The 15,581-nt window shown below is 45.8% G+C and carries 10 protein-coding genes and 1 pseudogene; 2 read left to right on the plus strand and 9 right to left on the minus strand.

The genetic code is table 11. The features are described 5' to 3' along the window. Positions 1-563: 563 nt before the first annotated feature. From H5715_RS15860 to H5715_RS15875, 5 genes and pseudogenes are all read right to left on the minus strand, one after another. Positions 564-2,081, minus strand: a complete 1,518-nt coding sequence (locus H5715_RS15860) for an Lnb N-terminal periplasmic domain-containing protein (RefSeq protein WP_175574241.1) — start codon at positions 2,079-2,081, stop codon at positions 564-566. 36 nt (positions 2,082-2,117) lie between these two features. After that, positions 2,118-2,456: pseudogene (locus H5715_RS20675) on the minus strand (DUF7843 domain-containing protein); the annotation flags it as partial. Between the two features lie 50 nt (positions 2,457-2,506). Continuing rightward, a complete protein-coding gene (locus tag H5715_RS15865) occupies positions 2,507-3,004 on the minus strand; it encodes a DUF3015 family protein (protein WP_075184795.1) in 498 nt (165 codons plus the stop codon). A 266-nt stretch (positions 3,005-3,270) separates the two neighbouring features. Continuing rightward, the gene (glmS, locus tag H5715_RS15870) at positions 3,271-5,103 is read right to left on the minus strand and encodes a glutamine--fructose-6-phosphate transaminase (isomerizing) (protein ID WP_075184794.1); all 1,833 of its coding nucleotides are present in this window, start codon (positions 5,101-5,103) and stop codon (positions 3,271-3,273) included. Between the two features lie 61 nt (positions 5,104-5,164). Then, on the minus strand, positions 5,165-5,941 hold the full coding sequence (locus H5715_RS15875; protein WP_075184793.1) for a DeoR/GlpR family DNA-binding transcription regulator: 777 nt from the start codon (positions 5,939-5,941) through the stop codon (positions 5,165-5,167). 348 nt (positions 5,942-6,289) lie between these two features. Here H5715_RS15875 and H5715_RS15880 point away from each other — a divergent pair, with 348 nt between their 5' ends. Together H5715_RS15880 and H5715_RS15885 are read left to right on the plus strand one after the other, a co-directional pair. Further along, a complete protein-coding gene (locus tag H5715_RS15880; RefSeq protein ID WP_075184792.1) occupies positions 6,290-6,943 on the plus strand; it encodes a PEP-CTERM sorting domain-containing protein in 654 nt (217 codons plus the stop codon). Between the two features lie 205 nt (positions 6,944-7,148). After that, positions 7,149-8,417, plus strand: a complete 1,269-nt coding sequence (locus H5715_RS15885) for an NAD(P)/FAD-dependent oxidoreductase (protein ID WP_075184791.1) — start codon at positions 7,149-7,151, stop codon at positions 8,415-8,417. A gap of 68 nt (positions 8,418-8,485) precedes the next feature. On the opposite strand, the gene H5715_RS15890 is transcribed toward H5715_RS15885, so the two are convergent. The 4 genes from H5715_RS15890 to H5715_RS15905 form a co-directional block, all read right to left on the minus strand. Then, entirely contained in the window at positions 8,486-8,818 is a 333-nt protein-coding gene (locus tag H5715_RS15890; protein ID WP_139309731.1) for a TFIIB-type zinc ribbon-containing protein, read from the minus strand. A gap of 190 nt (positions 8,819-9,008) precedes the next feature. Beyond that, positions 9,009-9,716, minus strand: a complete 708-nt coding sequence (locus H5715_RS15895; protein WP_075184790.1) for a phospholipase D-like domain-containing protein — start codon at positions 9,714-9,716, stop codon at positions 9,009-9,011. Further along, positions 9,713-10,258 (minus strand): rhomboid family intramembrane serine protease, encoded by a 546-nt coding sequence (locus H5715_RS15900; RefSeq protein WP_075184806.1) that lies wholly within the window; start codon positions 10,256-10,258, stop codon positions 9,713-9,715. The genes H5715_RS15895 and H5715_RS15900 overlap by 4 nt, the downstream gene beginning before the upstream one ends. A gap of 3 nt (positions 10,259-10,261) precedes the next feature. Further along, positions 10,262-15,574 carry a DNA repair ATPase gene (locus H5715_RS15905; protein ID WP_075184789.1) on the minus strand — a complete coding sequence of 1,771 codons (5,313 nt, stop codon included), beginning with the start codon at positions 15,572-15,574 and terminating at the stop codon, positions 10,262-10,264. Positions 15,575-15,581 lie beyond the last annotated feature (7 nt).

Consider the following 15,581-nt stretch of genomic DNA (forward strand, 5'->3'; position numbering starts at 1 on the left):
CTAAAAGCTCCGATTTACCCAATTAAAGCTTGAAGCTCCGAGCTAATAGCTTGGCGTTTGCAGCTAAAAGCGCCGGTTTACTCAATTAAAGATGGGTTCCGCGGCCTAAGAGGTACCCTATCTGGAGCAAAACATACCCGGGAGGGCTTCACGCCATGCAAGAGGTACAACTGACGACTACTTATTGCAGAATTCGAACGGCCAGAGCTGTCCAAGGGGTGTCACAACTGGGGTCGAAAGAGGAGAGCGCACACTAATCGAGTTTGCCTTGTGTTATCAACACTGGGAGAGTGCGCGAACGGTAGAGAAGTTAAAAAGGTTTTATCTGTTGGTTTGGAGCCAAAATCAGTCCATATACAACTCATCCTGAAAATCCTTAGTGCTGTCGTAACGCTCACTATAAGCGCCATGATTTTCGGCTGACATCACAAGGTGGTTACTCCGCGAGGCCAAGCGGCATCCAAGCAGAGGCGGGCCCTTTTATCGGATCGATGCCTTCACCCGCAAGGCGACAAGCACAACAGGAAGCCAAACGCACCGGCGTCAACAATATCGATATACCCCTACCAATACCAAGATAGCCCTGCAGAAACCTGAACCGCATTGTGCTGTTCAAAACGGAGTCGAACATCCATGTCTCTGTGAATTTGGTAGCGGGTCTCAAAATGAATTTTTTCATCCGCTTGTTCTTTATCGACTATAAATTGGTAGTAGAATTCGTACTTAAATTTTGCTTTCGAAGACCCAATAAAGCCCATTTTTGGGGCTAACGCAAATATCCCACGGTCTTCAAAATGACTCTGCACCTTCGCTTCAAAGAGGCCATAAAAAACAATACCGTTATCCAGTTCTTTCGCTCGGCCATACCCGCCCGACGCACTCCATACGTCACACGTTGAGCAACCTAAGCTGTACTGGCCATAATTTACGCGCAGCCCCCACGAATACGGACGATCTCCCTCTAAACCGCTAATGCTTGGGTTTATGGAAAGAATATTGAGAAAATCAATATTCTTTATTCGAACTTCGTCAGGCGTAATTTCTACCGTTGTATCAAAAATATTTAGCTCTGCGTTTTTTGGCCTTCCATAGTCAAGGCTCAATAAATCATACTGAACAGGCCTATATTGAACCAAAACAGATGCCTCATGCTGATCGCTATAACCTCCCATTACTCTGATCAAAGAGGGTCGCGCACTTTCGTGAGGGGGTTTTTCGTTCCGGTAACGTGAACCGTCCATAGGCGGATTACCAGCAGATAATTTTAGCCTCTCTATGAGAACCTCTCGATTTCTTTCTGCCACATATTCTCGGTCGAAATCCCTTATTTTTAGAAGCTGAAAATAGTCCAATGCAACAGTAAGAACAAGCTTCTTTTCCTGCTCTGTTAGTGTTTCAAAAATATGGTAGTCGTAAGAAATGAAATCCGTAAATGCCTGCGCCTGCAGCAATGTTAGATTTTCAAAATTGTATTTGAACTTCGTTAGGCGAGAGGGATGATAATTAATATTTTTTACTATTTTATTAGTATCGCTAGCTTCATACAGTGACCGAAAAATTTCCGGCGGCAATACCCATAGAGCCCGACGGTTATATAGCTCTAACTCGGGAATGATAAGTTCAATTAAATCTGCGATTGCGGTACCACAGTTTTTATATGTAAAAAAATATGTGAATTTATTCGGCACCAACTCCCACAAGTGAGTTGTTAACAACCAAACTTGATCGTCTGTTAAATTTAATTCATATTCCCACAAATCACGTAATTGAATTTCGCCATAATTATAGTTTTGCCGGTAGAAATTACCGTCGGAGTACCCTGCTTCATATCCACCAAAGACTCCTTTAGTAATATAGATTAGAGCATTTTCGTTTTCGGGAATGATAGCTCCATAGTCCACTGTATTTGCCAGTAATCCACTCGTTACACTTTTATTGGTGCTCAACCGCAAAATTGCGTGCCCAAAAAATGATGCTGGGTTTTCCATAAAGCCGTTAGCGAAGAATAAACTCGCTTCCTTGATATCCCCTTCATGGCTCCACTTCCAAAATTCACTACAGGATTCAATCGGAATATCCACGCCTCGCCAGTCCAATGCGAGCATCAACCAATTATAGCGAGCAGGGTATCGGCATCTAGCATGCTCATTACGATTATCTGGTATAACCTCAAAAAACGCCTGTATTGTTGCCTTTAACTCGCTTTGAGCGTCTACGGATCCTTGCTCTGAAAGGAAAAAGTTTTTTGTTTTTATTTCACTTTTTCGAGTGTTCTTAGTATCCAGAGAATTGTAGTGGATAAGCTTGTGCCAAACCCGGTGCTCGTGAAGCTTTAGATCTTTGGCTTTTTTAAATAATGCATAGCCTGCTTCACTTTGCTTGCTATTTGGGTCGGATAGGCTTTGAGGGGAATAGAATGCCAATATGGCAATGAAGCTTAAAAACGTTAATCGCATAGGGAGTTGCTAAAGAGTAAAGACCAGGACATGCCTGGCCTTTTCCATTGTTATGCCTGGCAGGACGCTACAGAAGATTTTACAATGGTGAAATATGTTTGAGCTTTTTCTTGGTCGGTTGCTTTACCGTAACTACTTTCGTTTACAGCACCGGAAAATTGGCTACGAATAGTACTTAAGGCTTCAGCTTCTGCCGAACCATCGCAAGCATACAAATCCATCAGTGTTGCCAGATGAGCGCCTTCACCGGCGGCAGTTTCTTCCGTCAGGTTTACATAAGTTTGATGAATAAATTCAGCCGCTGCAACGTCAACACCTTCGCAGGTTTCTGGAGAAGAAACAAAAGACGTCGTTGCCGTCAGTCCGAAATCCCAAATAATATTGGACAAAACTCCACCCACGTCGTGCTTGAATATTGCTCCACCAATACCGCAATCAGCTAAGAAATTTGCAATATCTTCCTTCTTGGTAGATTCCGCTGCAGTTGCAGAAATCGCACTAGCGAAAATAAGACCGCCAATTAACACCTTACTAATACTCTTTATCATTTTATTTCCTAATTATTGTCAGGTTTCTAAGCGCCATATAAATATCTATATCCTAGAGTTTAATGTTTGGCACCCAGAATACTAGAGCAACGTCCATGACGACACAACAAAATTCATTAAAAAACACCTACTTATGACCAAAGTAAACGCCGAATTTCTGTTCTATTTCAAATTTATAACTATTCTCTAACACTTCCCTCCGGCCTCAACACAATCAAAGCCGGCTGTTTTACTCTCTCAGACGATCTTCAAACGCCTCCTAGAAACTATTCAACCGTTACAGATTTCGCCAGATTGCGAGGCTGATCAACATCTGTTCCTTTAATAATGGCAACGTAATAGGACAGTAACTGTAGTGGTATGGTGTAGAGGATTGGCGCTAGCCATTCGTGAATGTGCGGCACATTTATCACTCGCATGGTGTCATCACTTTTAAAGCGTGCGTTTTCATCTGCGAATACGTACAAAATGCCGCCGCGCGCGCGCACTTCTTCGACATTGGATTTTAGTTTTTCCAACAAGTCATTATTCGGTGCTACAACAATAATCGGCATTTCTGCATCGATTAGTGCGAGAGGACCGTGCTTTAACTCTCCAGCAGCGTAGGCCTCAGCGTGAATATAGGAAATTTCTTTCAGTTTCAGCGCGCCTTCCATTGCGATGGGGTATTGATCACCACGGCCCAAAAATAATGCGTGATTTTTATCGGCAAACTCTTCTGCCAATCCTTCAATACTTTCCGCCAGCGCTAAAGATTCTTCCAGCTTCGCTGGTAGGCTCTTCATAGCTTCGGTCAGCTCTTTTTGCTGTTCTACGCTTAGGCCATTGTATTTGCCCAGAGCCATAACCAACATCGCCAAACCAACCAGCTGTGTTGTAAACGCTTTTGTAGAAGCAACGCCAATTTCTGCTCCGGCTCGTGTCATAAAGGCAAGATCGGATTCGCGCACCAGGGATGAGCCCGCAACATTACAAATGGTTAATGATCCGAGATAACCCAATTCTTTTGCCAGGCGCAGCGCGGCTAGGGTATCGGCCGTTTCACCGGACTGGGAAATGGTAATTAATAGGCTGTTGGGCTGCACAAAGGATTTTCGATAGCGAAATTCCGATGCGATTTCGACATTACAACTCACACCGGCGAGCTGCTCCAGCCAGTAGCGCGCGACCATGCCGGAATGGTAGCTGGTGCCGCAGGCAACGATTTGCACATGCTGCACTTTTTTGAACAGCTCCGCCGCACCATTACCAAATGTTTCGTCTAGTACGGTTGTTTCACTTAAACGGCCATCTAAGGTATTGATAACGCAATTAGGCTGCTCGTGAATTTCTTTAAGCATGTAGTGCCGGTACTGGCCTTTATCGCCCGCATCGTAACTGACATTGGATTCGTGAATCTCCCGCTCTACCGGATTACCCTCTTTATCGATAATATCAATGGTTTTACGGGTAATTTCGGCAACATCGCCTTCTTCCAAAAAGATAAAACGACGGGTAACCGGCAGCAGGGCCAACTGGTCCGAGGCAATAAAGTTTTCACCAATACCCAGGCCAATAACCAGAGGGCTGCCCGAGCGTGCAACAACAACGCGAGAGGCATCTTCCCTGTCCATAATCACGGTACCATAAGCTCCCTCCAACTGGGGAACGGCATTTTTCACCGCCTCAAGTAAACTACCTGCCGCTTTTAATTCTTTTTCAACCAGGTGGGCGATCACTTCGGTATCAGTATCGGATTCAAAGCGGTAACCATCGGCCTGCAGCTTCTCGCGCAAGAGCGCATGATTTTCGATAATACCGTTGTGAACAACGGCAATTTTTTCACTGGAAACATGCGGGTGTGCATTGCGCTCACTAGGCTCGCCGTGCGTTGCCCAGCGCGTGTGAGCAATACCGGTTCCACCGGCGGCAGGGTTTAACTCTACGGCATCTGCCAGTTCTTTTACTTTACCCAGGCGCCGCAAACGCTGCAGTTCACCATCTTTACCAATAATGGCAACACCCGCTGAATCATAACCGCGATACTCGAGGCGTCGCAGACCTTCAATCAGTATTTCAACAACGTCTCGTTGGGCTACCGCCCCGACAATTCCACACATAGTCTTTTCCTTTTTTTGCAATCGCTGGGGTCACTTCGTTAACCCAACTGACAATAGTTGTTTAAACTTTTGCGCACACGACTTTTACGCCCTGTGCCTGAATTTCTTTTTTAATCGCGCTGGATAATTTATCGTCCGTTACCAGTAGATCGATATCTGTCCAGGCCAACTCCAGATTATGAATTTTTCGACCGACTTTTTCAGACTCTACAACCACAACGACCTCGCGGGAGACTTCTGCCATTACGCGGCTTAGGCTGTATAGCTCGTTATACGTTGTGGTGCCGCGCTCGGGGTCTATACCGTCGGCACCAATAAACAGCTGATCAAAATCGTAGGAGCGCAAAACTTCTTCCGCCAACTGCCCCTGAAAGGCTTCCGACTGTGTATCCCATGTGCCACCGGTCATCAGCAGGGTGGGCTCATTTTCAAGCTCACGAAGGGCATTGGCAACGTTGAGGGAATTGGTCATAACCACAAGGCCTAGCTTGTTTGCCAGCTCGGGCAAAAGTGCCGCTGTGGTTTGGCCTGCATCGATAATTATGCGGTTATGATCGCGGATAAGCTTTGCGGCCGCCTTTGCGATGGCTTGCTTTTGCTTCGATACTTTTTCTATCGCTTCTGCAGTGGAAACCAATTCCATCTCCTTCGGAACAGGTACCGCGCCGCCGTATTTTCGCAGCAATAAACCACTGGCTTCCAACGCCGCTAGATCTTTGCGGATGGTCACCTCAGATGTACCGTGTTCCTGCGCAAGCACTTCAACGCTTAATTCGCCCTCGGCATTGAGCTTGTCGATAATAGCGCGCCGACGCTGCTGTGTATTTCGTTTGTGCATTGCTTACGCCATAAGTTTCGAAACGAAAGATATTCTATCGCTTCGAAACAAAATAACAAGAAATTTTCTGTGTAGCACACCAATTTAATCATAAAAAAACTCGACAGCAACTGTCGACAATTTTACCATTTGGCGCATATTTTATTCTGAAGGCGCGCATAACCCCTTGTTTTCCTTGTTGTTATTTTATTGGCACGCTTAATGCTAAATAATAACAGTGAAATTTTCAAACAGGCGTGCAGGGCATTAAAAGGAAAGGAAGCGAAACAAGTTTCGCCCTCTAATTCTGTCGACTGCACAAGGCCTATCGTTCACAAACACGTTCATAATTAATTTTAAGGGAGAAGTATGATGGTAATTAGAAAGCTAATTGCAGCTGCCGCGCTCGTTCTGGCATCTGTAACAGCCTTTGCCACCCCGCAATTTTCTGGAGAAACCCGTTCTTCCGATATCACCAGTTTTTCTAACGCTGGTTACTATCTTTGGCAAGACGACGCAGCCCCCTCCAGCTGGCATTTGCGTTGGACCGGAGTAGGCGCTGAGGTCAACCCAGTTTCCTGGACCGGATCAATCATTTTTACAAATGACGAGCTGGGTGTAGTTCTAGGCTATTCTTTCGAGAATACCGAAGACACTGTTACCGCGATTACCAGCCTTATTCCTGGTTCCGATTTAGTGGTCTTCACCTCTATTACTGACAATTCTGGCGGTGTCGATGGACTCGACTTCACCCTTACCGGTGGAACTGAGCTGTTAGAATTTAATCTTGGTTCCAGCATTTTTACGGATAGAGGTGTAAACCTCGCCGATCCCGGTATCAGCAGTGAAGGCATCTTTATCGGTGCGGGCCTTTCTGGAACTCAAGTCCTCACCTCGATCAGTGATGGCATGGTATACCAGCAATTCGAAGTTGCTGTTCTAGAACCCAACTCTATTGCCTTGCTGGGGTTAGGTATTTTCTGCCTAGCTCTCGCTCGTCGCCGTCAGGCAACAAGCGCGTAATGCCACCGACATAGTGAGAACTTCAAACCCCAACAGGCACCGCCCGTTGGGGTTTTTCTTTATGTGCCTCCAACATATCTGTCGTCAGGCTCTACGCACTAATATTTTAGTTTCTGCTAACATTCAAATAGACCTCAGGCCCATTAGCCGTATCGAAGACCTCTGGTAAAACTTACCATTCAATATAGAAAGAGGAGTGCTGGATATGGCAACTATCGTAATTGTCGGTGGCGGCTTAGGCGGTATGCCTATGGCGTACGAAATGAAAGATCTCGCCCGCGCTGAAGACAACGTTATTTTAGTAAGCGATAAAGACTACTACCATTTTGTTCCGTCAAACCCCTGGGTAGCTGTAGATTGGCGGAAGCGGGAAGACATTACAGTTCCCCTTTGTAACCCGTTGAAAAAACGCAGCATAGAGCTTGTCATTGGCAAGGTCACCCGCGTTAACCCCGAAAGTAGCGAGCTTTCACTCGAAAACGGCGACACCCTTACATACGACCACTTGATAATCGCAACAGGCCCTAAACTCGCGTTTAACGAGATAGAGGGGCTTGGCCCGGAAGGCTTTACCCAATCCGTTTGCCATGTTGACCATGCCGAAAAAACACGAGATAGCTGGTTCAGCTTTTGCGAAAACCCGTCCCCCATCGTGGTAGGCGCAGTGCAGGGGGCTTCGTGCTTTGGCCCCGCCTATGAATTTGCATTTATTATGGATGCGGATTTACGTAAGCGAAAAATTCGCGACCAGGTTCCTATGACCTTTGTTACTCCAGAACCCTATATCGGTCATCTCGGCTTGGATGGTGTGGGTGACAGTAAAGCCATGCTGGAATCCGAGCTGCGCAAACATCATATCCAGTGGATCTGTAACGCCAAAGTCGAAAAAGTCGAAGCTGGCCTGATGCATGTTATTGAGTGCGACGAAAATGGCGAAGACAAAAAACGCCACGAATTGCCATTTGGCCACGCGATGATGCTGCCCGCGTTCACCGGCATTGATGCCGTCAGAGATCTAGACGGATTGGTAAACCCCCGCGGATTTATTATTGTGGATAAGCATCAGTGCAACCCCACCTATCGCAATATTTGGGGAATCGGCGTTGCTGTAGCCATTGCCCCGAATAAGCCAACCCCCGTCCCCACTGGCGTTCCAAAAACCGGCTTTATGATTGAAAGTATGGTTACCGCCACAGCACACAATATTCGCGCAAGATTAGATGGCTCAGAAGAAACGGCTGAAGCCACCTGGAATGCGGTGTGTCTTGCCGACATGGGTGACAACGGTATCGCTTTCGTTGCCATGCCACAAATTCCACCACGCAATGTCAACTGGATGAAATCTGGCAAATGGGTTCACTTGGCAAAAATTGCCTTCGAAAAGTATTTTTTGCGCAAGATTCGCACGGGGGTTAGCGAACCGGTGTTTGAGCGTTGGGTGATGAAATCATTGGGGATTACAAAACTAAAATAGCGTTAAACAGAAAGAGTGCGTATTACGCGCACTCTTTCTTAGAAAATTTTTCCTGCCATAACATATATCTAAAAATTGATGGTTATATAGTGTTTAATTTCTGCTCTTTTCGGGTGTTTATCTAACCACAGTTTAAATTCATTCACTTTTTCAAAATCTTTTTCACCCAATACCTGGCTGTAATGATCGCGGAGTGAACTGGCTTCTCGCTGCTTTAAAATATTTCGCTGCCACGCATCGGTAAATACCGAAGAGAGCTTTTCGTGTAGATCGAGCTTCTTTACCAAATCCCATTCACCCGTATCCAACCACACTTCATCACAATGCCCGCACAACTCCAAGCGATTTTTGTGGCTACGCCCAATTTGAATTTCGACATTAAGCGCTGGCATTTTGGACACTGCTTGGCACCGCTTGTTTCTTCGGCCAATTCCGTAGAAATATTGCTGACCTCATGACTGCGTTCAGACCAATACCGGTAGTTCATCAATGGCAGAAGCGATGAGTGGCAACTGGGGCAAACCGCAGCAAGCAAGCCATGCTCTAGTTCTTTTGGCTCCAAATCTACATGCTTGCAATTACAACATTTCATTAACGTATCTCCTTATAGGTATTCCAAAGTTGTTCGAATTTTTGCTGGTAATCCTGAACCGCTTTGGGGTGATAGCTCAGCATCAGGTTTTCTTGATTTTTTTCGCTGGCACTGCGCGTCCAGTTAAAACTGCCATTTAATAATTTATGTTGATCGAAAATAGCGAACTTATGGTGCATATGATGCGGACTGTTATCCAGTTTCACGGGGACTCCCTGCTCTGCAAGGTAGTGAATGTCTGAGCCTTTATCGAACGATTTATCATCGTCAGTAATAATTCGAACGTTTACACCTCGGTTATGAGCACGAACGATAGCGTTGGTTAAATGATTATCTGAAATGGTGAACACACAAATCGCCATCTGTTTTTTAGTTTCATGGCAAGTATCGATAATAGCTTTCCGACAGGCTTCGCCGGGGCTAAAGTAGCTGTTCGGCGACGGATAGCTGTCGGTAGAACCTATCGCTTTTAACGTTCGCTCCAACCATTTCGCAGCGACGGGCAGCTCTTCTAGGGCTGCGCGTTGAATAGCATGTGCAAGATGCTCTCGGTATAGATCGAAGCACTTATTATGCATAAATCGTTTTTGCTCTTCGTTCAGGGCCTGCATTGTTGATTTCAGTACAGACTTTTCACTGCCCGAAAGCCGTAGATCTTCGAATGTGAAGCGTAGCTCTTGCTCAAGTTCACCTAGGGTTAGTGTCATTTTCGTCCTCTGCGTCGTACCAAAAAGTAAGCACAAACAATACCCGAAACCGCACCGAATAGATGTGATTCAAATGAAATACGCGGATCATTGGGTAAAACACCCAAGATCATACTACCCCAAAAGAATAGGACGAAGAGCGCAATCGCAATGTTATAGAATTTTCGATCGAACCACGCCGTGGCTATCGAAAGGCTCCACAAACCAAATACCCAACCACTGGCGCCGATATGCATCGCATGTCGGCCAAGGATCCACACTAGGCTGCCCGTAACCGTAATGATGAAAAGACTGCTCAACACATAGAAGCGGATTCCCCGCAGTAGACATAAGGCGCTGAACACGATTAATCCAATTAAGTTGTTGGCTAGATGCGCCCAGCTCCCATGTAAAAATGGTGCCGTAAATATGTAAGGCAGGGTGCTAGTATTTCCGGGTAAAATGCCAAATTGTAATAACTTCCCGTCTACAACACTATTGGCAAGATGCACTCCAACCAGAACAATAACCAGCCACAAAATTACCTTTATTCTTACTTGCATCACTTACAGCTGCTTTTTGGTTGCCATTTTTTCTAGCTCTCTTAATTGTACTGAAACCTCACCCATTTTTTCATGCGTACGCAAATCGATTTCCAGTTTTTTTTCCATACTTCGCACTAAAGGAAAGATACTGTTTTCGATGGTATCCGCCAATACTCGTAGCAACTGATCGATCCCTGGAACGGGCTGATTAACAACACTCACCTGGGGCGGCTCAATTTTGCTATGGGATTCGGCAAAAGCCTGTAAACTCTGGCTAAATTTTCCCAGGGCATTGCTCAGTAATTTACTATCTCGGCTTTGCTGTGAAGGCTCGGCCTCCCTTGCTGATCGACTTTCTGTATTTTCTGCGATACCTTTCACACCAGCAACTAGATCCACCAGTTGTGCTACAACCTTCGTCCCAGTATCTGAATCATCACCACCCATCGCTTTGTTACGCAAAAAATCTGCTTGAATTTGTGTCCAGCGAGCCGCTTGGTCTGCGGTCATATTACCGCGTAACTCTGCCAGTTTTAGTAAATTTTCCTCTGCACCCGCCGTGAGCAATTGCGCTTCACCAAGATAGTGGTCCTGAATAAGCTGCATGAGCTCTTCGCTATTCATAACCGCAGATAGCTTTTCACCCATTTTATTCATATTGCGATAGCTACCTTGCAACTTAAATGGCGGCTGGGTACGATATTTATCAGCCTGTGCGGCGGAGATAATATATTGTTGATTGATTTTTAAAACTACATCACGAATAACGAAAAGCTTTTTCAACACATCGACAATTTCGTTAATCTCCGCACCGCTGTACTGATGACTTAGATTAGTCGTCGCTACTTCCTTACCCTGAGCAAGCTCGATAAGCAGATAGACATCTTTAATGTCACGCGTTGCCAGCGGAGCTAATACAGGGTTGGATGTTAAACTGTTTTCAATATAGCTAAGCGCAAACTGTTCATCCATACCACCAAGAATGTCACCGAGGTTATAGATGTCGGCTCGGTTGGCCAGCATATCGGGTATTTTGAAGAGGTCGCCAGATTCCGTATAGGGGTTTCCCGCCATGACCACGCAGAATTTCTTACCTCGCATATCGTAGGTTTTGGTTTTCCCTTTCCAAATCCCCTCAATACGGCGTGTTCCATCACACAAAGAAATAAATTTCTGCAAAAATTCCGGGTGAGTGTGTTGAATATCGTCCAGGTACAACATCACGTTGTTACCCATTTCCAAACCCAGATTCAACTTGTGTAGCTCCTGCCGTGCGGTTGCGTTAGGCGCTTGCTCTGGGTCCAGCGATAAAACATCGTGGCCTAGGGAAGGGCAATTGACTTTCATAAAAATTAAACCCAGTCGATTGGCGACATATTCCATCAACGTGGTTTTACCGTAACCGGGAGGGGATATCATCATCAACAGACCCATTAGGTCCGTACGTTTATTCTCGCCAACCGTTCCCATTTGCTTGGCCAAATTGTCCCCAATCATGGGAAGATAGGCTTCATTGATAAGCCGGTTGCGCACAAAGGAACTTAGGGGACGAGGTTTGAACTCCTCTAACCTAAGCGCAGCTCGCTCTTTTGCAATAATGGCTTGGCGGGTTGTTAAATATTGATTGTAGCCGGTAACAAAGACTGTACGGTGATGATCCAGACGCGTAAAAAATTCGTCTACCGCTATCGCCAGTCTACGGTTCTGAATACGCTTATGCTCTCCCATCAAACCGTCGACAGTTAATTCAAGATCCACCTCAGTAAATCTGCGATCCAACCGCTCATCGGCATTTATCAGCGCAGCAGCTTCCGGAATATAGCGTTGGAAGTCGTTCAGCTGCTTATCCCTCACCAACGCGCTTAACCAAGCGCAAGAGAGATTCCATCGCTCGCCAGGCCAGCCCATCATTTTTTCCAGCGCTATCTGGAATCGTCGCCAACTATCGTCATCCAAGGTTCGCTTAAGTTCATCCGCAAGCTCACGAGCATATTTTGAGCCGATAAAGGCCACGCGTTCGCGTCCCAACTCACTGACGAGGTAGTCTGCTGCGCGCCGTAGCTCCAGCGGGGCGACATCAATCGGATGTTGAACTAGAAATTGCTGCATTGCCTTATGAACTTCTTCTACCAGTAATTCGTGCGCATCTGCACTGGTGAATTGCTCGCGCATGCGCACAGCAGACTGAGCTCGCTCCATCCAGGTTTCGAACGTTAAGCGCTTATTTTTTTGCTGTCGGGAGATGTGTTGAATATTGGCCCAAAAAACCTGGGCGATACCCCGAGACTTAGGATCGAAAATTAGTAGATCAGCCGCATCCATTGCTGGCAGCAATCGCTGTAGTATTTTTACCGCATCGTGGTCGTGAATACCTTTTTCATAGCCCTCTTTATAACGCGGTGTTGCGAACTCTCTCACCAATGTTAGCAGCGATTTTTCATCTAATAGGGCGGTGTACAATTGTTTCAAGCTTAGTCCGTCTTCCCGCTGCTGGGCACTACGGAGAATTGACGCCGCCAAGTATTCCGCTCGACAGACTTCATCGCTTTCAGATTCCAGGGTCACTTGCCAGTAGGGCTGCAAGGCCTTCAATTGCTGATTATCGATCGGTTCGAAAAAATCCGTACCCGTTAGGTGGATATTGAGCTCATCCGCCCTTGGTAAAATCGTAAGATCGAGTTCCTGGGTGTTAACACTGAACTTGTGCCGCGGCCCCAGCTTAATAACGGTACCACCACCTTCGTAGATATCCGTTTTATCGCGTAAAACCCGCAAAGCCTGTTCTTTTGCTGCCTTAAATTTTGCTTCTATATCATCTGCTTTCACAGCAGCATTTAGTTCGCGAAGCTGTTTAACGAAATCTCTGATTTTTTGTACCAAGGGATCACTGGCAAAATATGTATTCAATTTGTCCGCTTCTGTAAATTTCGTTGAACGCTTTTCAATACTCCCCAATATGCGGTTCGCCGCATCCGCAATAGACTGCGAACGTCTTTCTCGCTCGTCCAGTAATTGCTGCTTACGGCTTTCAAATGTTTCGTAAATCTCCTCCCGCTTGGCCATGATATCGGCAAGAAATTGATCGAATTCACTGAACTGACTTTCCAGATCTTCTAGCTGCACTAAAAGGCGAGACATTTGTTCGTCGCAGCTTTCCGGTGAATTGGTCATGCCCAAGGCATTGGTAATACTTTGGGTAAAGAGCTTAAATTGTGCAGAAAACTCTGCTATAGCTTCGGCAGAGCCTAGATTTTTCTGTTTATGTCGGGCGTCGGCCTTGCTCTGATTCAGCCTAGAATACACTTCAGAAATCGCGTCGATAATCCGAGTACGAAGTGTCGCATCGTTTACTTTTAATGTTGATAGCAACTCTGAGAGCAAATCCAGACCAGCTGCTGTTTTTTCAATTGTCTCAATAATAGGATGTAGCTCTGCAATGGTACTAACAGCGCTAACGTCCTGATTGAGAGTCTCAATTTTTTGGTAGTAGGGTTGCAGAGCATTTTCGTTCGCCAGAAATTCAACCGTACGCTCACTGAGCTGGTCTTGCACTTCCGTTAGCAGCTCTTCCATGTTATCGATAGCGCCCGTATCAATATACCGGTAGGATTTAATGGTGGCCAAATGTCCGGAATGTTGGCGTAGCTCATCTAAGGCATCGACATATTCTTCGGCTGTTTCCCAGGAGGCTGAGCGAATTCTTTCTACCAATACTTTGTGTTTTTCCTTCGCATTATTGAGCGCACTGCCAGACTGATTGCGTATACTCTCAACTTTCGCAAATTCATCAATGGCCAATTCAGCAGTATCAGCCACATCGCGCAGGGTTTCCCCAATTACGCTTAGTTCAGCAATTTCTGTTTCAACATCGCTTAGCCAATAGTGATTATCAAAAACCTTCAGTGAAGCCTTTGCCAACTCTTCATACAGGCGAACCGATACTGATTGGTTACCAATCGTTTTGCAAACGCTGAGTAAATCAGAGATACCCCGCACCAAGGGGGCATTACCAATTCGCCCGAGGAATGTTTGGCTGGTGGGCGCTTTACTGGCAAATTCATCGCTTACATAAGGCGTATGCCAAATTTGCATTGGATGTATACGGGTGGGCTCTTTTTCGGCAGAAAATATAACGAGCTGACCGGAACTGGAAAGCGCATAACCATGGCCGAAAATTGGGTTCGCCAGCTTTTTATCGATCATGTTGTACGACATTAGACCCACGACCCCCTCAACGGGTTCGTAAAAAACATAGAGAACATCTTCGCCATTCGGCGAGCGAATCATTCGCTTGAAGCGCAGGCCGTCGGTTTGTTCGTCGAATGTTTTATGTTCGCCTCCCTGCAAATAGTAACCGCCGGGAAACACAATACCGTGGTCTTCCGGTAGCTGAACACAGGACGCACCAATTGCATCGATACGACTAACCACTGAGGTAATTGTGTTAAATACGAAGTAGCGCCAGATCTCCTCGCGGTAGGGCAGTATTTTGATTAGTATCAGATCGCCAAGGGGCGCATAAAAATAGTCTGCATCATCAATCGACTGGGTTTTGTCTTCAACATTTTCACGATAAATACCCAAACCGTCTTCGGTATTGTTTTCTATCTTAACGGTAAGATCACCACCAACAGTTTCGACAAATACCGTATCCAAAATATTCACATGGGGATGTTTGCCATGTACCGTATCGTCACGCGTTGCTTCTATCCATTCAAAATCATACGCCGCCGGAAGCTGAATATCCCGCTCCCCTCGGTTATCGATATAGTCCACTTTATTGCCATCAGGCGAAACCGACCAGCGAAAAACGCGAATATCTTCAAGGCGTTCGCCAATCTGAAAGCCCATTAACAGTTTCCCGTTTTTTTGGGTAACCTCTAAAAGCTTTGTATTTTTGTAGTAACGATAAAGTTCGGAAAAATCTTGATTAAAACGACTGTCGGCCAAAAACGAGCGAGCGATAGGCCTCTCAGCCAGCTCCAAATTCTTACTGCTTCCCTCTATGGAAAAAAGCGCAAAAACATCTTCTACATGAGTTTCTTTTTTTAACCCAATAAAGACATTATATCCAAACAGGAGATAATCACCCACCTGAACAATATCTCGAGCAATACAATTATTTTCTGTGCGAACACGTACGCGTGCCGCGACTGTCATATCTGTGCTGCCAAACTCACTTAAGCGAGCGTCGTTTAAAGAGCGTGCTTTTTGCTCAAGGGTTGCCCCCTGATCGAGCAAACGTTTTTTAATAACCTCGTACGCACCGCCTTCTGCAACAGCTTTATCGACGAGTATCTCGTTGTTGTCCTGTAGTTGACGATCATCCGCCATGATTTTT

This window comes from Teredinibacter haidensis (assembly GCF_014211975.1).
Taxonomy (GTDB): Bacteria; Pseudomonadota; Gammaproteobacteria; order Pseudomonadales; family Cellvibrionaceae; genus Teredinibacter; species Teredinibacter haidensis.